The organism is Rhizobium sp. GW821-FHT14E12, assembly GCF_058803745.1.
Window position 1 is genome coordinate 40,402 of the sequence record NZ_JBXAPH010000013.1, and the last position, 23,972, is coordinate 64,373.

Sequence of the window (23,972 nt, forward strand, 5' to 3'; positions counted from 1 at the left end):
CTTTGTAATTGTGTTGGATTGCGGATTGGGGTCGATTGCCTCAACCGTCGACGACAACGCTGCTAAGTGGTTCTATTCTTTTGCCGATTCCGACAAGCTGCGTGGCAGCTTGCGTGTCAAAATCCTTGTTCAGAAGACCGTCGATGATCGACGCATAGAGATCATGGTCGAAGATTCTCTGCGGGGCTTCCTGCTCGCCCTTACTTCCGGATTGCGCACCCGTCGAACGCCAATAGGATTCGCCCTTGAAGGGATAGGTTGGAAGATGCCGCCGTCTGGGTATCCTGGAAAGACCGCCGTAAAGCTCGGACCAATCGACGGTCGCACCGGCGAGCCAGGCTTGGACAAGCGCCGGGTAATTCCTGTCGTCGAGCAAATCCCTAATCGCCGGCCCGTCATACTTGAGGTGCGATCTGATCTCCGCGCGGGTATCGGGCAGGCTCGCCAGCCAAGACTGCATCTGCTCCACGGCATCTCTCACTCCGCCGACCAGCCAGGCGGCCCTGTGGTTCATCGCTTCGCGGCCCGTCTGCAACGTGAATGCGACGTCGAGAAGCGATGTCTCCACGCCGTGCCCATCGAGATGGCTTTTGAGATCCGTCACCTTTTGACGCAGACGGTCTGCGCTCTTGGCCGAAAGTACGAGGATAACGGGTGGCGGCTCTCGTCCCTCGAGGGGCGAAATGTCCTCACCCGGATCGTCGGGCGCCTCCGCGATGATGACATGCGCGTTGGCTCCTCCTGCCCCAAAGGACGAGATACCTGCGATCCGGGGTGTCCCGTTCGCAGACGACCCAGAGCCGGATGCAAACGATGTCCACTCCCCCATCTGCTGTTGCACACGAAATGGCGTGTGACCGAAATCTATCTCGGGATTGCTAGCTCGCGCATGCAATGACGGTACCAGCTGCCGGTGTCGCAATTGCAGCAGTACCTTCGTGATGCCGGCAATCCCCGCCGCGCCTTCAAGGTGGCCGATATTGGATTTGACGGAGCCGATGGCGCAACGGACGGTATTCTTATCCGGTCCATTTCCGAAATCGCCGAACACATCGCTAAGCGCTTGGATTTCGATGGGGTCGCCCAGCACGGTACCCGTGCCATGGGCCTCGACATAGCTGATATCCGCCGGCGTCACCCCGGCGCGGGCCATGGCGCGCCGCACGGTTTCAGATTGTTTGACGGGATTGGGTACGGTGTAACCGTGCGTCTTGCCTCCGGCGGTTATCGCCGTTCCTTTGATAACACCGTAGATCGCGTCACCATCGTCAAGCGCCTTTGCCAACGGCTTGACGATCATGGCTCCGACACCTTCGCCGTCGACAAAGCCGTCGGCACCTTCTCCAAAAGCTTTGCACTGATTGCCAGGAGACAACATCGTCATAGCGCAAAGTGCCTGGAAATGGACTGGATCCACCATCAGGCTGACACCACCGACGACGGCGACCTCGCAGGAACCGCAGCAAATGCTTTCCACTGCCGTGTGCAGGGCAGTCAGTGAAGACGAGCAAGCCGTGTCGACGGTCAAGCTTGGGCCGAAAAAGTCCAAGCAATAAGATACCCGATTGGCAATCGACCACAAACTGGGCTCTCCCTTGTTGTAGGAAGCATTGTTGGCCCCAACAAATACACCGACATTGCCGACCTCGCTCAATCCGCGGGGCGTATATCCTGCGTCCTCGATTGCGCGATATGCTTCCTCCAGGAACAAGCGCTCCTGGGGATCCATCCTTTCTGCGTCTTTCGGAGAAATATGAAAAAACAGGGGGTCGAAGCGATCGATCTCCTCCAGGAAACCGCCCCATTTCGTGTAGATCTTGCCGTCCTTGCCAGGCTCCGGATCGTAATAGTCCTGCCACCGCCAGCGTGACGCTGGAACTTCGCTTATGCAATTCGCACCAGCGCTCAGATTGCGCCAGAAGCTCGCTAGATCGGGGGATCGGGGAAAACGGCAGCTCAATCCGATGATCGCAATGTCATTGGTGGAGACGTCGACGGGGACCTTCTTCTGGCCGGCCAACTGCTTTTCATGTCTGTCGCCAGAATGCTCCGACCCCAAGGCCATGCTCGTTGCGACAGTTTCGATTGTCCGTGCCGCCGCCGGCGCGTCGGCCCGCGCAACGGCATCCTCGGCGGCGATATGTTCTTGTAAGCGCTGTCGCTGGCTTTTGAGAAGATGCTCGGCTAGCGCCCGCACGGTTTGAACCTTGAACAGTAGCGGGCTCGTTATGTTGTCGAAGTAACGGCGCAGTTGGTTGGTGAGTTGCACGACGAGGATGGAGTCCAGGCCCAGCGCCTGAAAATGCTCGTCGACGGCAAGCTCCTCCGGTTCCAGTTTCAGCGTGTCGGCGACCAGCCGTTGGACGAATGCTATCGCGCGGTTCGAAAGATCCTCGTCGGAAAGGGAGACGACCATAGCAGCGGCCTTTACGGGCGCCGGTTTTAATTCGGTCGGCGTATCGGCATCGCCCTTCGCCTGCCGGGACGCACCCAGAACGCTGCGATTGAGACCATCGCTTTCCAGCACAAAGATCTGCTGACCAAGCCCATGCTGCTGCCGCGCCGGAAAGGCAAGTGCTTCCAACCCTTCGCTGGAGCCGATGGCCGCCCAGGCCTCGGGAGCCAGAGCCGGACCTCCTGGAAGGCGCAGTTCCGCATCCGAACTCAGCCACCAGCCTGGCAACAGTCCGAAAGTAATGTGGCCGAGCAGATTGATGTCACTTACTTCGTTGACGACGACGATCCCAGAGTGTCGCAAGGTGGCTTTGATATTACGCAATGTCTCGCGTATGGACGGCGTCGCATGCAGGACGTTGGTCGCCAGCAGGACATCATAGTGGTTTTCAGCTATTCCTTGATCCGCCGGCGGCCTCGTAGCATCGAAAAGCCGAGTTCGGACAAAAGGATAACGTTCTCCGTAGTGGGTCTGTCCATGAATGAGAAACGCCTTGGAGATATCGGTATAGCAATATTCGGCGATGTTCTCCTGCCAAGGTTCCAGCCTTTTCAGCAGTCCAGATGAAGTGCCCCCCGTACCGGCCCCGACCTCCAGAAGCCGCAGCTGGACATCGGGCTGGAGACGTATCCGCGCCTGGACATAGGCAACGATCCGCTCGATTTGCACAGCGTTGAAATAGTCGGATACGGCATTGTCCTTGTAGATACCCTCGACAAATTCCATACTCCCGTCAGGGAAGATGATATCCGTGGCGGCGCTCTGTCCCAACAGGATGTCTTTCAATCCTCGCAGGCAATGCTCCAGCAATTGAAGCTGCGCGACATATCCCGGCTCTTGGTCGTATTCGCGTAAAAGTTGTGACCATTGCTGCCATAAGACAGCTTTGGCGACGCCTGACTTCCGGCAGGAAAGATCGTCGCCTGTTCCCACGAGATAGTCCGCAGCAAGGAGCATGCGATGGCTCTGTTCCAGCCATTTCACATAGATGGAATCCTGCTCCGGGTGATAGCGTCGCAACTGATCGATCAATGCGTGCATGCTCACCGCGACGCCCATCTTCGGCGCCAGACCGATATCTTGCAGGATCGCGAGCAGCAACTGCCCAGCCAAGTCGCCGGCACGGCGCCGGAACCTCATGGTCGCCTGCGTCAATGCCTCCACGTCGATCGGAACAACGGACAAAGGATCGGCGGACATTTCATCAGCAAGGCTCGGAATGGATCTGGAATACTGTCTGATCAGACCGGTGCCGTCATAATGGGCAAATGCAATCGGCTTCAGGGTCTTCAAATATGCCAATTGCGAGCCAGGATAGGTAAGCAGGCGGTCTATCGCCCGCAGACCGTCTTCCGCACTGATGGAGTCCAGTCCAGCTGCCCGTGCCCGCGCACGATGCTGCTCGCTTGCGACGATGCCGACATCTCCCCAGTAGCCCCAATTGATAACCTTGGCCTGACACTTCAATGAGGCCGAGAGCTTCCTTGCGAAAACGTCAGAGAAAGCACAGCCAGAAGCGTAATTGCTTTGCCCGGCGGATCTCGTAAACGCGTTCAGGGACGAGAAGAACAGGACGAAATCCAAAGGCTGACGATTGAGGAGCGGCAACAGGTTGACGCATGTCTTCAGCTTGGTTTCATAACCCAGGCGGAATTCGGTCTCCCCCATCCCGGCGAGGCTTCGATCGGCCAAAGCAATGGCCGTATGCACGAGGCCGTGGATCGCCCCAAAACGATGCATGATCTGTGTGGAGGCGCGTTCGATATCCGCCGGTTCACTGGCATCCGCTTGAATATAGGTGACGCTCCCCTTGCCGATGGCGGCAAGCTCGTCCAGATGCGCCTGTATCTCGTCATTCAGAGGGCGCCGTCCCAGCCAGACGATTTGTGCGTCGAAGTGTTCGATAAGATGTCGCGACCACGTACGCCCCAGCCCTCCGGCACCGCCAATCACCAGATATACGCCGCCTTCGCGATAGACAGGAGCGCTGGCTTCGTTCCCATCGGCAACACTCAGGAGACGCTGCCGATACCAGTGGCCGTCACGATAGACACGAACGTCACCATTGCTATCAATGGTTGTCGCAAGATGCCTTGGCAAATCGCCGAGGAAACCGCTATACGCGTGACCCGAGCCCTCGACATCCCAGAGGCGAACAGTCCAGTGCGGATATTCACGAGCCAGGCAACCGGTCAAACCGACGATGCCAGCATCGGAGACATCATTTTGATCACACTGGTTCAGTGCATACGTATTCCGCGTCACCACCGTAAGCACCAGCGGCACCGCTTCGAAGCCGGCATCCAGCAGCAGTTTGACCAACCTGAACAGAGGTATGATCCCCCGCTCCTGGCGGTCGATGATATAATCGGCAGCCAAGTCGGGATTATCGTTCTTAGTACCCATCCACAGCAGGTGTAACGGTCTGCCACCGTCTGTCGCTCGCGAACGAAGTGCAGTGGCGAATGTCTCCGTCAGGCCGTCAAAATGTTGCAAGTCCGGATGCTTATGCTGCAATTCGTGGAGCTCTTCCTCACTGGCTCCCAGTACCCACAAAGCATCGTGCACGGCTTGCTCGGCAGTCCTCGCCGCGATCTGCTCCCATGCCGGAGCCAGCGTGACTTCACCCACCGGCAAGAGATGCTCTCGCGCATCCACATCATAGTCGCCCGCCGGGGCCTTTTTATCTGCGTCAACCGGCTCCTCCCTAAGCACCACAGCGGACAACAGCTTCGCCGCCATCAAAGGCTCGGACGAGATTTTCGGGGTCGAGTTGACCGTCGCCAAGGCGGCCTGCGGGCCGGGCAACCAATATGCTTTGCCGGCAAAGGGGTAGGCGGGCAGGCTCATTCGTTTGCCGGAGGTGGCCGATAATTGACCCCAGCTGTCGGAGCTTCCCCGCCCCCAAGCGATCAGATCCGTCAACGCGTTCTCGGTCAGCGGATAATTGTTATAAGCACGGATAAGTACGTCAAGAAGCGGCGCCTGCCTGCCGTCGCCTGCCTCACGATCGTCCTGACTGATGACAATTCCATGCTCGGTCAGCGCGACGGCGGAACCTTCCGTCAAGACAAGCTGCAGCTTGTCTCGAACTTCGGCAAGATTAGAGGCCAGAAATGCCAACCTTTGCGGAAACACTTCACGGCCGTGGCATAAAGTATACGCCAGGTCCTGTAGGCATAACTGCGCGTGCGCGCCGGCATTCGCCGATGACAAGAGTTTCAGCAGATTGTCGGCCATCTTTTTAAGTTCCGCCGGGCGGCGGGCCGACAGTCCGATGGCAAAGGTTCGCTCGTCGGACGCAATGGCGACATTCTCAGAACTGAAGGTATCGGAAGGCGACTGTTCCAAGACGACGTGAGCGTTGGAACCTCCAAGCCCGAAGCTGCTGATACCGGCGCGTCTATGCGGCGCTGTCCAGTCGCTGGTTTGCGTTGGAAGGTAGAATGGGCCTCCAGCCAGTTCGAGATAGGGGTTGAGCTGCTTCAGATGGACGTTGCCCGGAATTTTCCGGTGCTTCAGCATCAATACAGCCTTAATGAGCGCTGAAATGCCCGCCGCGGCCTCGAGATGCCCGATATTCGCCTTAACGGAGCCCAGTGCGCAGTGAGGCTCGGATGGCCGCTCCCCTTCGCTCAACTCGGAGAAAGCCCTGACCAGTGCCTTTACTTCGATCGGGTCCCCAAGGACCGTTCCAGTCCCGTGAGCCTCCATGTAGCTGATGCTCGAAGGAGCGATAACGGCTCGCCGATAGGTATCGACGATCAATTGACGCTGGGCGTCGGGATTGGGCGCGGAAGGAGAGCTGGAGCGCCCCCCGTGGTTTTCCCCACTGGCGGCGATGACCGCCTCCACGTGGTCGCCGTCCGCGATAGCCCGCGAAAGCGGCTTCAATACCACGACGCCGACGCCTTCCCCTCGACCAAAACCATCGGCGGAGCTGTCGAAGGTCTTGCAACGCCCGTCGGCGCTCAACATGCCGGCGTCCCTGGCCGAGGCGGTGACCGCCGGATTGGCAATCAGGTTGACGCCGCCAACGATCGCCATCTCGCAATTGCCGCTTACCAGGCTCTCACAGGCCCGATGTATCGCTACAAGAGAACTGGAACATGCCGTATCGATAACTTCGCTGGGACCTCTCAAATCGAACAGATAAGAGGTGCGATTGGCGATCATGAAATGCGCCAGGCCCAGATGCGCTGCCGCTTCGGCTCCCGGCTGCTTCAGCCAGAGATCCCTGTAGTCAGCGGTCGTGACGCCGACGAAGACGCCCACGCGACGTCGCGCCAGATCGCTGACCTTGTATCCCGCATCTTCCAGAGCATGCCAGGCGCTCTGAAGAAACATGCGGAACTGCGGATCCATGAATTCGGCTTCCATTGGCGTCAGTCCGAAGAACTGCGGGTCGAACAGCTCGATGTCATTGACAAAGCCGCCCGGTAGCAACGCCGCGTCATCCACACCATCTTCCGCCTGACGCTGCTCCCAGAGCAAACGCCGCCGTCCGGACACGAGACCGATCAGATCGCGATTGTCCGCCAGGTTTCTCCAGAACTCCTCGGGATTTTCCGAGCCTGGAAAGCGGCAGTCCATGCCGATAATCGCAATCCCGTCCCTCGCCACCGGCAGGCCCTCGGGTTGGCCGGGCTTCGTTGGAGAAGCCCCCTGTGGCTCATCCGACGTCAAGGCTTCCGGCTTGGAAGCACTCTCGCCGGCCAGCAAGACCGACAGCGCTTCCGCATGCGCTTCCGCAAGATACGAACTCAACTCACCCAGAACAGGATATTCAAAGAACAAGGTCGGCTGCAGGGCGAGGCCAAGACGGGTTCCGAGATCCCTCGCCAGGCTGATGAGGCTGATCGAGTCATATCCAAGATCGAGAAACAATGCGCCCGCATCCATTTTCTCGACGGCGATCGTCTGCTGTTCGGCGACGACGGCCTTCAACACGGCAAGGACGTAGGCTCCAGCGTCCTCGGCCCCTAATGCAACATCGGCGCCAGATGCCTGCACGCTTTCGCAATCGCGCTCACCGACCAGCGCGGCCAACAGCGCGTCACCGTGCTCCTCCGCGAGATAACGGCTCAATTCACCAAGTACAGGATATTCAAAGAATAATGTCGGCTGCAGGGTCAGCCCGAGACGGGTCCCGAGATCCCTCGCCAGGCCGATGAGGCTGATGGAATCATATCCAAGATCGAGAAACAATGCACCTGCATCCATCTTCTCGATGGCGATCGTCTGCTGTTTCGCAATGATGGCCTTCAATACGGCGAGGACATGAGTTTCCACGTTTTCGGCCTCCTTTTGCGGGGTGTTGACGGCTTGGACCAGACGTTCGTGCACCTGTGCAATCTGCCGCAGTCCCTGGTTTCTCTCGAATGGCGCTTGCCCGGCAAAACGGGTGATCAATGAATGGACGATCCGGTCCCGCTCTTCGCCCGGCGCCACGAGCAATACGCTGTCTTCGGGCTCGGGAATGGAATAGCCAGACACAACTGTGGCAACAATTTCGATGCCTTGCTGGACGGTGAGCGCCTCAAGCCCCGTTTGTTCCAGCATCATGCGCCGGCGCTCCGGTGCCATGGCCATCCCGCCGTCCAGCCACAGCGGCCAGGCGATAGCCAACGTCCCTCCCTGGCGCACTCCTTCCTTGACCTGCCTGTTTCGCTGGACGGAAAACTGATGGAGAAATGCGTTGGCAACCGCATAGGCCGCTTGTCCCGGACTGCCCAAGGCCGAAAGGGACGAAAACACCACGAAGAATTTGAGGTTCAATGCCCGGGTGGCCTGATCCAGGTGCAGACTGCCATGGATCTTTGAAGCGAACATCGGCGATGCGTCTTTGGCTGCGCCATGGCGCATATAGCCGTCCTCGACCACGCCCGCGCTATGAATGATGCCGTCGAGACGACCGTACGTGGCCAGGATATGGGCCACGGACCGCTCCACATCCTGTGCGTTGGCGATATCGACCGGGAGGTAGTCGAGAACGGCACCAGCACCCTGTGCAATCCGCTGCAATTCCGACAGGCCGGCTGGCTCGGAATTGCGACCGCTGACGACGAGGGTGGCTCCGCCGTTGACGAGATGGCGGGCGACGTGTCGTCCGATCCCACCCATTCCCCCGACCAGCCAGACAACATCGCCCGGTGCGACGGAGCGAATGCCGACACCCTCGTCGACAAGCGCGGCACCTGTCTTCGTTGACGGATCACGCGGGTTGAAACGCCGCACCCGCCGCTGCCCTTCGATCGACAACAGCACCTCGGATTCGGCGATATCGAGGCTCAGCACCTCCTGCCAGAGATGCCGGGGATAGGCGGACGTCAGCCCACTGGTCATCCCCTCGGGAGCATAGAAAATCGTCTTAGCAGACAAGCGGCTATATTCGATTGCGGCGGTTGCCAGCAGCGCCTGCAGGCTGACCGTGACACTCTCGACGTGAGTGTCAGGCAAGAGCATCAACACATGCTTGGAGCGGGTTCCCCCTGTCTCGACAAATTCTCTAATCGCGTCGAACACCTGCCCGTAGGCTTGTTCCAAGTGCTTGGCGCCGCTTTCGCCGATAAGCGATAGTTTGCAGAAGCGAGCAGCGGGATCATGGCTGCGCAGCGTTTTCTGCAGGCCAACATCATGCTCCGGAAGAACAAAAAGCCGGTCGACGCTGGCGTCATTTGACAGGTAGGCAAGTGCAGGCGCCTTACCCCAGTTCAAGCTGCCCGTCACCAACCCTTTGGTGGTCGCGGGCTGAGTTGCTCCATGATTGAAGTCCTTCCGTCCTTTGTCTGACCATGGTCGGACAGCATATTCCTTTAAGACCGTGGCGATGCGGCCACGCTCATCCAACAGATGAATATCGTAGACGGCGAATTCCGAAGCCTTGCCGGATGCGTGCCGCTTTACCCATATGTAGCCGCGGTCCTCCGGCCTTGCATGATCGACCAAGGAGCCAATGCCATAGGGCAAGCGATGTCCGTCCTGTTCCCCTTGGGCCGCGATCCACAACTCGACCGCGCCAAAGGAGGCGCTGAGGATCCCCGGATGCCAGTAGAACGGCTCGCTAAGCCCGGCCGGCAGCTCGTAATAGGCGAGCGCTTCATCCTGGTTGAACTGTAACCAGTTGATGACCTGGAACTGCTCGTCGAAATTTGAGCCCGCCTCCACGAGGCCAGTCAAGGACGTCTGGTCGAGGCGTCCGGATGTCCGCTGCTGGATTGCTGCGACGTCTATGACATTGTCGGAAACTGGCGCGCCATGATGGCCCCAGCGGCCGCTGAAATGCAGGACGCCGTCGCCTTCAGCATTGCCGCTGCTGATCCGGCAAGCCTGCTCCGGAGCATCCGAAATCCGGATCGTCATGGGAGCGGGGTGGGCCGCCGCCTGATAGGGGGTCAGCCAGACGATATCCCGCAAGACACTCGTGCCAGGCGCGCCTTGAACGCCGCCTGCAAAGCGCGCCATTTCAAGGTAGCATGCAGCAGGGAGTATTTTCGCATTGGCGATCTGATGCCCCTGGAGAAAAAACTCCTGGCCCTGGAACAGGTTGGTGAAGCACCCTGTGCCTTCGCCTATCTGCTCGTGAACCAGCGGATGCAGATGTCGGCGCGCCTTTGCCTGGGCTGATCGACCGCCGCGCACCATCAGCAGCAGACGCCCGCTGTCATCGAAAACCTCAATGTCATAGCTCCGGCTCGACGAAAGCGGCCGCGCTTCATTCCGCTCGTCCGGGCTCGGATAAATCCAGGCCCAGATAGTGTCAGGCAAGGCATCCAATATGGTCAGGCTGTCCATCGCATAAGGGACTGGCAGCTGCTCGTTCCCAAAGCCGATGATGTTGCCGATATTGGCCTGCAGGACACCATCAGCCAGGGTCGGGGATAGCTGGTAGCCGGCATCCACGCCCTTCATGCCCTCGGGACGCTCGATTTGCGCCAGGACCTGGCCGCGCCAACGGAACAGCTTCTTCAGCCCCTGTTGGCTCGGGCCGAACTCGATGCCGAGTTCCTTGAATTTCCGATAGCAATCAGAGACAGCAATCTCCTCCGCCTGCTTGCAGAATGCCGAAGGATTAAGGACGCTGAAGGACGCGGAGCCATCTGCCCGTACGAGTTCCACCTGTCCGCTGCAATGTCTCTCGCAAGCCGTGACCTGGGCCGACAGATCAGCCGGCCGGCTTTCGATGACGAATTTGAAACGCTGGAGCGGTGTATCACCGTCTTGCGGCGGCTTCTCGTCACGATCCAGATGCAGGAAAACCTCTCTCTGCCCTGCGCCAAGGGTGAGCGCCCGTTGCCAGATGACGTTCCGCAGCACCACATGGGTGTCTCCGGAGAGAGCCTGCGCGGTTTGCAAAACCGACCAGCGCAGCATTTCCCAATAGACGACGGCCGGCAACCAGGGCTCGCCGTGGACCCTATGGTCCCTCAGAAATGGCTCCCGTCCGGTCAGTCGTTGAGCAAAACTGAAATCATGTCCCTGTCCATCAACGACCGGCTTCAAAGGCGGCCAAGGGTTTGACGGCCCAGCGACCGTTTTCGGCTGCGTGTCAACCCAATAGGATTCCCGCGCAAAGGGATAGGTGGGCAAACTGACTCTATGGCACGGCTGGCCTTCCCATATGCAAGCATCGAGCTGGCCGCCCGCCACGTAGCGACGCGCCCAATCCGCCAGATCCAGCGGACGGCTCTCGAACGCATCCTTCTTCTGTCCAGCGACCGGCTTCGATCCGTCGCCGTACATGACCCTTGTCGGGGATGTTTCGGTAGCGTCCGTAGCCGTCTCCGGCACGCCAAGCCGGCAATAGGCCTCAAATTCCTCGATGCTGCCGGCGACGCAGGCCCAACGGTAGCGCATATGGCGGCGCCCTTGGGCCAGCGTAAAGCCGATATCTGTCACAGACACATTGCGCTGTTCCGCACCCGACAGGAAAGTCGCCATCTGGGCCAGATGTTCGTTCAACTGCTCCCGGGTCTGTGCCGACAGGACAAGCAATACCTTGCCCTGCTCATGCGCCACGGAATCAGCCGGGGGACCCTCGGCGATCACCGCGTGCGCGTTGGTACCGCTGAAGCCGAAGGAACTGACCGCTGCCATGCGACGCTTCCCGGCCTCCACATGCCAGGGACGAAGCTGCGTGTTGACGTAGAACGGACTGCTGTCGAAATCGATTTCCCCGTTGCCTTGCTCGAAATTGCATGACGGCGGCAATTGGCGGTGACGCAGGGCCAACAAGATCTTCAATACGCCCGCGATACCTGCGGCGGTCGTCGTATGGCCGATGTTGGTTTTCACCGAACCGATCGAGCAAAAGTGGCGATCGGACGTGTATTGGCCGAAAGCATTGGTCAAGGCGCTGAACTCGATCGGATCGCCAAGGGAGGTGCCGGTACCGTGAGCTTCGACCATTTGCAGGTCGCGAGGATTTATCTTGAAGCGATCGTAGACCTCGCGCTCCAGACGCTCCTGCGACTTGGCGCTGGGAGCGGTGATGCCGTTGGTATTTCCGTCCTGATTGATGCCGGACGCCAGAATGACACCGTCAATATGGTCGCCATCCGCCAAGGCGTCCTTCAGGCGCTTCAACACCACGACGCCCACGCCTTCTCCCGGGACGAAGCCATCCGCTCTGGCGTCGAAAGTATAGCAGTTGCCAGTGGTCGAGAGCATGCCTGCGCGTTGCGCCTGCTGGTAGAACCCGGCCGTGCATTGGACAAACACCCCACCGCACAGCGCCATGGAAACCTCGTCATTGCGTAGTGCCGAGCAGGCCATGTGCAGTGCCACCAGTGAACTGGAGCATGCCGTATCGATGGCCACCGCGGGCCCATGGAGATCAAGGAAGTATGAGATGCGAGCCGGGATGATCGATACGGCGTTCCCCCAGTAGGACTGGATAGGAGGCGGCCGTCGATTGTCGCCTGTCTGTTCTCCGGGGCCAGGGAAGCACAGCTGGTAGTCACCGCCAGCGCAGCCCACATATACGCCGCAGCGCTGCTGTCTTACCTGGTCTCCGGCATAGCCAGCATCTTCGAGAGCCTTCCAAGCCTCCTCTAGAAACAGACGCTGTTGCGGGTCCATGTAGCGGGCTTCGGTGCCCGAAATCTTGAAAAAGAACGGATCGAACAAGGAAAGATCATCAAGGAAGCTGCCCGCACTGCAACGCTCCGCTTCAGTGCCGTCATTGCCACTCTGCAGATCCCAACGCGTCACCGGCGTGATCAGACTGGTGCCGGAGGCCAGATGCGTCCAGAAAGCTTCCAGATCAGGCGAGCGCGCAAAGCGGCCGCTCATGCCGATGATGGCAATGTCATCCTCGTGAACCGAGGGGCCGCTGCGCGGCACGGAAGGTTCGGACCGGGCCGGACTGGGCAATGAAGGCAGTTTTTCGCTGGCCTCCTTTTCCCGGAGATCGAAGCGCGTGAATGCTCGGCCTGCTGGCTCATCAACCCGGACGACAACCTTGCCGATGTTCCCACGATCGGCGAGCTGACGATAGGCGCTGCGGAAGTTGTCGAAATCGACGACATGGGAAATCGTGGCCTGAATGATGCCGCCGTCCCTGAGACGGACCAGCTCATCCCAATATTGTGTGATCTTTTCAGGTGTTCGGGCGCCCAGGCGCGCCAAGTCCACGCTGTAGAAAATCTGGTTGTCGGACAGCAATGAGAGGTCGATGCTCTTGGCCGACTTCAGGGATGTCATGGCTATTTCGACATAGCGTCCGCCCGGCGCGAGACTACGCAGCCCTTTTTGCAGGGCGTCGCCACCCAGCGTGTTGATGACCGTATCCACGCCTCCGGGGCTAAGACGGGCGATTTCCTGGGAGAAGTCCTGGGTACGGTAGTTGATCAGGTGCTCAACGCCGAGGCCGCGCAGATATTGCAGCTTTTCGTCGCTGCCGGCGGTGGCGACGATTTCTGCTCCATAATGCTTGGCAAGTTGCAGGGCGATGAGCCCGGTGCCCCCGGTCGCGGTTTGAATCAGGATCTTCTCGCCACGCTTCAGTGCGGCCTTACGGAAGGCATCGATCATGGTGATACCGACGATCGGAAGCGCGCAGGCCTCCTCAAACGACCAATGATCGGGCTTGGCGAAGACTTGGCTCTCTGAGCAGACGACCTGCGTTGCATGGCAGCCATGGCTGAGGCAAACAACGGCATCGCCGACCTTGAACGAGACCACGTCCGACCCGACCTCGACCACCACGCCGCTCGCTTCATTTCCGGGAACGAAGGGGTAAGGCGGCATATTCGGATAGAGGCCACGGGCGCAAAGCAGATCGGAGAAGTTCAACGAGAAGGCGCGGACCGCGATGCGCACCTGATGGGGCGCCAATCCAGGCGGTGCGACGGTCGTTATCTTAAGGTCGTCCACATCTCCTGGACCTTCGATCAGCACGGCCCTGACGAGCTCGCGCTCCTCCACTGGCACAGCCGGATTATTCCACCCGATGCTATCCACACCCTCATCTCGGATGGACGTTGCCAGGAAAGCGGGTTGGCTCTCATCGACGGATTGCACCTGAGACCCACCCACGGACGAGGCAACTTCAGCACCGTGCTCGGCATTCAGGTAAACCGCCAGCCTGTCCACCGTATTGTGATCGAAAATGACAGTCGTCGGGATACGCAGGCCCAGGCGCTTGTTGACCCTATTGACCAGTTGCACGCCAATGATCGAATCCACGCCGTAATCGGCAAAGCTCTTGTGAGCATCGATGTCATCCGGCCGCAGGCGCAGGACGCCAGCCACCTGCTCCAAAAGCACTCCCTGGACGTCGATCGACACCTGTCCGGGCAGGGTTTGCAAGAACGAGGCCGTCTGCGCTACCGGAAGGATATTGACCTGGCGCTGAAGTTCTCTTGGACCTTTCAGCACTATCTCGTTTCCATGCGTCGCATACAGATAGGCAGCCAGCTTCTCCGCAGTGTTGAAGTCGAAAATGACGGTCGTGGCGAGGCGCAGACCGAGGCGCTTATTGATCCTGTTGACCAGTTGCACGCCAATGATCGAATCTACGCCGTAGTCCGCAAAACTCCTCTGCAGGTCTATGGCCTCTGCTTTCAGACGCAGGACCTCGGCCACCTGCTCCAGCAGCTCTCCGCTGATCTGCTCTAGTCCGACGCAGACGTCGGCGAATTGCCGGGGCGTTTCTGGCGCAAGGGCTGCCGGTTGCTCGGTCACCTTTGCCGAGGGGGCAGGGGCAGAGACACGATGCCGATCTATCAGATGGGCACTCAGGCGAACCGGCGTATTGTGATCAAACAACTCAATGGTGCTCAACTTGATGCCAAATCGCTCGTTCAGGCGATTGGTGAGCTGGATCGCCAGAATGGAATCCAGGCCGATATCTGAAAAGCTCTTTTCACTATCAATACTTGCCGCATCCACTCGCAGTACCTGTGCGAGAAGACCGATCACGGTGGCCATGAGGCTTTCGCTAGATGCGGGGGAACTCTCGCCGTGCCCGCCATCCCGCTGATCCAGAGATGATCCGCAAGAACGCTCTGCCGGCGATGGAAAGCTCTCACCGCGTAGCGCGACGATGATCTGCTGCCCGAGAGGCAGCGCACCGTCCAGTGGATAGTGCACATCCGTGAAGCCGCTGCGTAGCAGCTCCTCTTTCCATTGTTCCGGGAACAGCCCCGGGCAGCCGGGAATCCGCACGTTTTCGTCGTCATACAGCCACCATCCCTCCAGCAAGCCGAAAGTTAGGTGAGAGAACGCACCGTTCTGGCTCATCTCATTGAGAACCAACGCCCCATCCGTGCGCATGAACGCATAGACGTTTCGCATGGTCTGCAGGATGTTTCGGGTGGCATGCAGGACATTGGCGGCGATGACAATGTCGTAGGAGCCGAGCTTGTCGGCATGGGGATGGCTTGCTGTAACCGGTTCCTCGATATTGAGGATTTCGGTTCTCAGGAAAGGCGCATCCGGTCCATACGTATCCTGGGCATAGAATAGGAAGGACTTTGAAAGGTCAGTGTAGCAGTACTCCTCGATATTGTCTTTCCAAGGCAGAAGCTGCGGCAACACCTTGGAGCTCGTGCCGCCCGTGCCTGCGCCAATCTCGAGTATGCGCAGAGGCCTGCCGCCTTTCGAGGCAACCCTGTAGCGAACGTAGTCCACGACTGCTTCCGCGACCCCTTCGTTGAAATAGTCGGCGATGGGATGGTTGCGATGGACGTTTTCCACCAGGCGCATGGAGGACTCGGGGAACATGACGGTAGTGGCCGCCGTCTCTCCCCGCAGAATGGAAGGCAGATGCTGCAGGCAGACATCCATCAGGTCGATGCCGGCGCGCACACTCGGCGTTGACTGACGGATATCGCGGACCCGCTCCCACTCGCCGACACCGCCGCTACCCGCTGGCGAACGCTGGCTGTCGGTGTCATCCAGCAGGCCGTAGCTTTGCAGCTGGCGGCACGTCTCCTGATACCAGCGCTGATAGTTCGCGCTCAGCCGGCTGCCCGGACCGGTGACATACCGACCATCATGGTTGCGACCGAGGGGCAGCACATCGAGATCGCTGAGTACCTGTCGAACCTTCAGTAGAGCAGCACGCTCAACTACCGGATCGCGCAGGCCGTTATATTCCCGCAAGCCGTCCACCCGCAGCAGCAAAGAACTGGGCGCCATCTTCCAATGTGGCCCATAGCCGGCGGCAGGGACCTGATCTGCGTAGCCCGTTAACGGCTGAGGCTTTCCAGCTGTCGCTGATACCTTCACGAATTTCTCGCCAATCGCAGGCAATTTTCCTTCGACGGCCATTTGCTGAATGCCGTTGTCTTGCATGAAGGTCGCGAGGCGGGCCAATGCTGGCTCCGGTTCCAATGAACCGATGCCGGCCGACATCATGCGATCCCGATAGTGGGGCTTCGCGACAATTCCGATACTCCCCCAGTAGCCCCATTGCATGAGCTTGACCGTGCAGCTCCATTGCTGCGCCATGGCCATGACGAAGGCGTCCTGGAAACTACTGCCGGCAGCGTAGTTGGATTGCCCAGGCGCTTTGACAAAGGAAATCGTTCCGGAGAAAAACAGCGCAAAATCCAGGTCGTAGCTTCCGAATACACTTGCCAGATGCACCGATGTGCTCACCTTGGCATCTAGCGCCTTAGCGAACTGAGCCTCGGACATATTGGCGATGCTCTGGTCTTCGAGCACCAGGGCCGAATGAACGATACCGTGCAGCTGCCGGATCCCCCGACTGCCCAGTGCCTGCCGCACCTGCTGCAATGATGCGAGATCGGTCGCGTCCGCCTGCAGATAGATGGGCTCGGGGCCAAGTGCGCCCAAACGCCGGATCGCATCGCCGATCTGCCCATCCTGGGGTTTGCGACCCAACCAGATCACCTTTGCTCGATAATGCCTGATCATGTATTCGGTCCAGGCTTGGCCGATACCACCGGCGCCACCGAGTACGAGATAATATCCTCCATGCCTGTATAATGTCGGGCGGGGTTCTGGAGCGCTCACCTCGACAAGCTGGCGGCTGTACCATTGCCGCTGACGCCACGCGAAGAGCACCTCGTCCTCGTCCTCCGCCTCCGGCCAGAAGGCCGGTGCTGGAAGTTTGGCCAGCGCCTCGACATCCAGTACCCTCACTCGCCAGTGTCCGTATTCGCCGGCCAAGCTCTGTGCGAAACCGATGAGGCTGGCATGGGCAGGACTGACCGTTTCGCCATTCAGAACGTTCTGGGTTCTCTCGACAAGGAACGTGCAATTCAGGTCCCTCTGCTCGAATCCATGACTGATGAGGGCCTTGATCCACCGGAATACCGCAGTCACGCCCACCTGCTGCGCCGTGATAAGATCCAGGCCCTCCACCCGGTCGGAGGTGGTTGCGGGCAGAGCGAATATGACGTCCGAATTTGCCGGAAGCGCCGACAGGTCCTGCCCGGCGGGATCTTGCCGGAGGGAGAAGTATCGAGCGACGCGACCAGCCAAAAGCGCGTCCAGATCCGGTGAAGACGTATCAGCGAGGCCGATCAGAATGACTGGAGTGGACGAGCTAGGTGACTGGCGGCCACTCTCCAGTGGCGTCCATCTGGCCGAAAGCGTCTTAACGTGATCTCCCGCCGTCAGCCCCGTTCCGGCAGTGCTCCCGCTGGCGGGAATGATGGACGGCGTTCCGGTGATTACATCCGAATGCAAAGCCTGCAGCGCGGCCGGTCTCTGCACGCCTGACTTATGTGGGAAGGCGCGGGTTACAAAGCCACTGATAGCAACGAGCAATGATCCGGATCGGCCATAGATATGAATGTCATAGCGTGCCTCCCGTGAGGTCTCAGCCACCTCGCTGCCGCGTACCCAAAGCCACACCTCCGGTTCGAGCGGGGCCAAGACCTCCAGTTGCTCCACGCAGAACGGAAGCTTTTGCTGCACTTGCGCGGCCGATGGCCATCCGGCGGGATTCCCGCCGCACTGCCTGGCAGTCTCAAGAATGACACTCGCCTGCAATGCGCAGTCGAGAAGGGCTGGATGCAACGGAAAATCGGTCAGGGACTGTGACGTGGAATTTGGAAGGCGCACATGCGCGTAGAGCTCGCGGCTGGTCCACCCCGCCTCTACAAGACCCTTATAAGCCGGGCCATATTGCACGCGACCCGCCTCGAGCCAGCGATAGAATTGCGGCCCGTCGATGCGATTGCCGGCCAAGCGCTGTTGCAACTCCACCGGGGATACGGAATGTTCGCCGCTTTGCTGGTATGCAAGCCGCATCTGCTCGGTCGGCTTGAATGCGATGTGGCCTTCGCTGAAAACCACCTGCTCGCCGGTTTCGGGGTCAGCTCCGCTGACAGAAAAAGCGCCGGATGGCTGCAATTCCTGACCGAATCGATGAGACGGCAGATCGATGGTCAGAGAAACCGCCGCATCTCTGCAAATCACCGGACGCAACCACGCCACGCGTTCAAAGCACAAGGAATGCCTCTCAGGCGAGAACGCGGTGGACATGGCCGCTGCCCGCGCGAGTTCGAACGTCATAACCGCAGGCAACACCGCGGCTCCATCAACGAGGTGATCTCGCAGATAGAAATCCTTGCCGGACAACTGAAATTGAACTTGCTGGACACTCTCGTTCTGAACCTGGGCCAGCAGCTTTGGAGGCTTTCCGCCGTCAACGCTCGACAAACCGGCTTTAGTGCTCTTCGGACGATAGCCACTCTCGCTTTTATCAATGGAGAACCGGCGTCGCGAGAAAGGATAGGTGGGCAGGCTCACTCGGCGTATCGATTGCCCGCAATAGAGTTTCTGCCACGGTATATCCTGCCCATCGACCCAGCGCTCGGCGAGACCCATCAGGTCACGATCCGCCAAATAAGCTTCGATCTGCGCGGGAGAACCACCGAGGGCCGTCTCGGCGCGATCCTCCGGCCTCGAGAGATACAAGCCGTTGGGTAGGGTGACATTGCCTGCGTCACTTCCCTTTTCGACGTAATGGCTCAACAGCGCACATGCCGCTTCCACATCAGACCCAACGACCGCCAGGCGATGGCGCATGGCCTTCCGGCCAAGGTGAAGAGTATGAGCGACGGAACTCAGCGGCAGATGCGGCTGATCGTTCAGGAAGGACAATAGGCTGTGCGCCATGGCCGGGAGCAGATGCGGCTCCCTGGACGACAGGACGAGCATGCTCTTGGGCGGTTCACCCCGTTCCAAAGTCGCAGCACCGGGTACGGGAAGTACCGCCGAATAAGCTTCCATGATCGCGTGCGCGTTCGTTCCGCCCAGGCCAAAGGAGCTGAGTGCGGCTCGCGGCGGCTGGGTGTGTTCGGGCCATTGCGAAGCGTTCTGAGGGACATAGAAACACGACCCCTTCCAGTCGATGGACGGATTGGGAGTCTCCACGTTGATCGATGGTGGAATCGTCCGGTGCTTGAGCGCCATGGCCAACTTGATGCATCCGGCAAGTCCGGCCGCCGTGTCCAGGTGACCGACATTGGGCTTCACCGATCCAATGGCACAGAATTGCTTCGCATCGGCATGGCGGCTGTAAACCTCGTTTATGGCCATGACCTCCGCGGGATCTCCCAGGCGAGTGCCGGTTCCGTGGGCCTCGACGTAGGCAATGGAGTCCGCGCTTACCCCCGGCGCTCTATCCAGCGCCAACTGGATGACCTTGCTCTGCCCCTGCACGCTTGGCGCATAGAACCCGCTCTTCTGGCGCCCATCATTGTTGACCGCCACGCTGCGCAGCACGGCGTAAATCGAGTCGCCATCCTCCACGGCCTGCCGTGCGTTCTTCAGGACCACCACTGCCACGCCTTCGCCGGCCATCATGCCGTCAGCTTCGGCATCAAAGGTGCGGCAACGGCCGGTGCTGGAGAAATTGAGGCCGGGTTGATAGAGAAAGCCCGCATTGGGATGAGGGAAGAGGGTCGATGCTCCGACCAGGGCATAGCGGCATTCACCCGACCGCAAGCTCTTGAACGCAGCATCCATCGCCACAAGCGAGGATGAGCAGTTCGTGCCGATATGCATGCTGGGGCCGGTCAATCCCAGGTGATAGGAAATCAATGCAGCCGTGGAGCCCCCTTGGGACATCACATAGGCCAGATAGCGGTCGTTCTGCTCGATATCCTCGGCAGTATCCAGCAATGTCTGATAGCCGCTGTTGCCGGTGGCAACAAAGACACCCGCGCTCTCCAACTGCTCAGGGGCGTAGCCTGCATCCTCGATGGCTTTCCACGCATGCATCAGCAACTGACGCGACTGCGGATCGGCAAACTCGGCAACCTTGGCGGAAAGCCCGAAGAACTCGGCATCGAAGGCATATTTGTCGGGGATAGTGAAGCGCACCGGCACATAGTCCGGATGTGCCGCCAATGATGGCTCGACCCCTGCTTCTTCCAGCGCCCGTCCAGACAAATGCTCGGCGCTTTCCTCGCCGGCCAGTATGTTTTCCCAGAATTGACGGTGATCTTTTGCGCCTGGAAATTCACAGGAAATGCCGACAATGGCGAGACTGTCTTCGTAGTAGTTCGGAATGATGGGGGATACCGGCCCGCTCTCCCGCTCGTCCACAGGCGGAACCGCCGTGGGCAGTTGCGCCTTTTCGCCGTCCGCGAGTGTCTGGATGTAATCGCCGATCTCGCGAACACTGGCGTATTTGAACAGATTGACCGCCGGAAACTGGCACCGGAATTCCTGCTCGAGGGCTCGGGCCAGAAGAACGACCGAGATCGAGTCTCCACCCGCCTCGAAAAATCCCTGGTCGATATGGGCGGGAGCAATCTTCAGCACCCGCTGCCAAAGGCACAGAATTCGTTCCTGCGTTTCTGTCAAAGCTGCCGCAGCGGCACTTGGTTCGGACGGTACAGCGATCGACCTCAGGCTCAATTGCCGGCGATCGACCTTGCCGTTACCGGTGATGGGCAGTTCATCCAGCTCGACGAAAAAAGCCGGCACCATGTAGTCGGGGAGCCGCTGCTTGATGAACTGACGCAACGCGTCCAAATCGACCGAAGTGTCAGGCGGGGACGGCCTGGTGCAACAATAGGCAACAAGATGCTTGTTGCCACCCTCATGTTCGTGCGCCACCACGGCGCAATTGGCCACCTGCGGGTGTTGGTTCAAACACGCTTCGATTTCGCCCAGTTCAATGCGAAAGCCGCGTATTTTCACCTGGCTGTCGTTGCGTCCTATGTATTCCAGTTCGCCGTTCGCGCTATAGCGTGCCAGATCTCCAGTCTTGTACAGTCTTTCCGCGTTATTACGGGGATGCGAAATGAAACGCTGCTGCGTAAGTTCTGGCTTATTAAGATAGCCTCGAGCCACCCCGGCGCCGCCAACGTAGATCTCTCCGGTCTCACCGTTTTTGACCTGCTCCATGCGTTCGTCGAACAGATGGATTTCCAGGTCGGGTATGGGATTTCCAATGAGAGACGCACTTGCGTTCCGGCACCTCTCCTGGGTCACCGGGCAATAGGTCACATGCACGGTCGTTTCGGTGATGCCGTACATATTGATGAGCCGGGGGCTCTGGTCGCCGTAGAGATCCATCCAAGGCGTCAGCTGGGAAAAATCGAGCTTCTCTCCGCCGAAGATGATGTAGCGCAGATGCAATATCCGCTCGGCGGCATTCTCTGTCGCCGCCCGCACGACCGAATAGAAAGCCGCTGGCGTCTGATTGAAGACAGTGACCTTTTCATCGATCAGCAAGTCCAGCAGCGCGTCCGTGTCCCGCCGCTGCTCCGCATCCAGAATGACCAGCCGTCCGCCATAGAGCAGCGCGCCCCATATCTCCCATACGGAGAAGTCGAAGGCGGGCGAATGGAACAGAGTCCAAACGTCGTTGCCGTCGAATGCGAACCAGTGGTTGGTCTGGTCGAAAAGGCGCAGGACATTGCCATGCTCGACCATGACGCCCTTGGGATGCCCCGTGGTGCCGGAGGTATAGATGACGTAGGCGAGATCTTCCGGCTTCGCCCTTGGTAACGGGAGTACATGAGCTCGCTCCGCCTTTGCGATCGCGCGCCAATCACGGTCCACCACAACGCAATTTTCGACCTGCGCGACCAGCCCCTCGTATTCTGAATTGGTCACCGCGAAGCGGGCTCCACAATCCTCGCGGATATAATCGAGACGCTGTTGAGGAGACGAAGGATCGAGCGGCACATAGGCTGCGCCCGCTTTCAGTATGCCGAGGATTCCCTTGATGAGATCCGGAGACGGCCCCATGCACAAAAGCACCAGATCTCCGGGCTTGACCCCACGGGCTACCAGGCATGATGCAAGTATGCTGCTGTCACGCTCCAGCTCCGAATAGCTCACGTCACGAGATTTGTAGGTCAGCGCGGTCGATGTTGTCGCAAGAGCGCATTGCCGTGAAAAACGCTGGTCCAAACTGTCGTATTGATGGACCGTAGCCGACGAGATCTTCGGTGAGGTATCCGATGAGATTCCATCGGAGGCAGGAGCGGTCGTCTGCTCATCCTCAATATCCTGCGCGACAGGAAGCAGAGAGCCGAGGGTAGCCTCCGGATGGAGCAGCACATTGTCGAGAACGGACACCAGGGCTCTTCGCAATGACAGCGCGTCTTGCTTGTCAATGATGCCGGTCTTATACTTGATGTTGACCTTCCAGGCGCCCTCCAGCTCGAATACCTCGCAGGTTACGGGGTATTCGTCCCTCTGATAGATCTCGTCCAGGAACGAGATCTCGATGACATCTGCGACTTTTTCCGGCAGGCCCTGTATGTCCACGGCCGCGTCAAATTTTTGATACGTAAAGACAGCCTGCAGCCCCGCGCGCCGGCCATTGTCCTGCGCGATCGCACGCAGCAAGCTGGCGAAGGGATAGGAATGATCGAGCCCCTGGTAGACATAGCGATGACACGCCTTGAGCCACTTGGAGAAGGGCAGCGCTGGATCGATGTCACAGGCGACCGGCATCATATTGACGAAGTTGCCGAGGGTTAGCTGAAACTCTTTTCTAGGCCGCCCCAACGTCGGCAATCCGATGGTGAAACGTTGCTTGCCGCGCCATGCCGAAAGAGCCAGCATGAACGTCGCCATGAGCACCGTGGAGGCCCTGTATTTCTTGGTTTCCCGGAAATTGAGCAATCGATCGGCAAGATCGCCTTTTATCTCAAAACTGATCTTGTCGGTGGCGAAAACCGACGCATCCTCTGACCCGAGGGCCAGCTCGAGCCGCTCGTCCAACGGCAGCAGGCCGTCGGCGCATTGGTTTTTCCAAAAGGATAGGCTTTTGTGCCCTGCCGGCGAATTCATGTATTCGGATTCGAATTTCACGAAATCAAAGAAATTCGAATGCGTCTCCTGCCACGGCAATGACCGGCCCTGCAGAAGAGAACGATAATCCTGCCAGATCGTCGACAGCCACAGGCTGATCGAACTGCCGTCGCAGATGATATGATGAGCGGCCAGCAGCACGACATATCGGCCGGAGTTCAGTGAATAGACATTGATGCGATAAAGAGCGCCGTCATCGATTGAAAATGGGGTTTGCGCGTCTTGCTTGATCTGATCCAGGCATTCCGGCAACTCGCCGTCCAGATCAATTTCCTGCCATGGCATCTCCTGGCGGGCATTGATCCGCTGCAATACTTCACCACCACCAAAGGAAATATGGGTGTTCAGTACCTGATTGCTGTTCAAGAAGCGCTGACACGCGCGACGGAAGCAGTGTTTGTCGAAATTGTCTCCGACAACGCAGGCAACGGTCACATTGTACAAGGGATCCGCGGGAAACAACGCCTGTCGGGACCAGATGCCTTGCTGATTTTGCGAGAGAGGAGCGTCGGCCGCAACGGAATAATATTGCAGAAGCATTTTTTCGGCATCGGCTTGAGTAAGTTGCCCCTTCTCATAGCCGCGCTGAATATGTTCGGGCGTCATCGGCTTATTCACCACATTCATTGGACTGCTCCGTTCTCATGCCCATTAAGCAACCTTTAATTTTGTCACTTAATATTAAAACAATCTATACGAGTATATCGGCATGCGATTACTCACGCGCCGACTAGCGCGGCGAAATAAGATGCCA

General features: G+C 58.9%; 1 protein-coding gene. It reads right to left on the reverse strand.

Annotation, left to right across the window (positions count from 1 at the left end; translation table 11 throughout):
• Positions 1 to 40: 40 nt before the first annotated feature.
• Entirely contained in the window at positions 41 to 23,845 is a 23,805-nt protein-coding gene (locus AC1RO0_RS28860) for an amino acid adenylation domain-containing protein (protein ID WP_498595978.1), read from the reverse strand.
• Positions 23,846 to 23,972 lie beyond the last annotated feature (127 nt).

Excerpts from the sequence above, each read along its gene's own strand:
- AC1RO0_RS28860 (WP_498595978.1), bottom strand. The coding sequence starts at position 23,845 with ATGAATGTGGTGAATAAGCCGATGACGCCCGAACATATTCAGCGCGGC.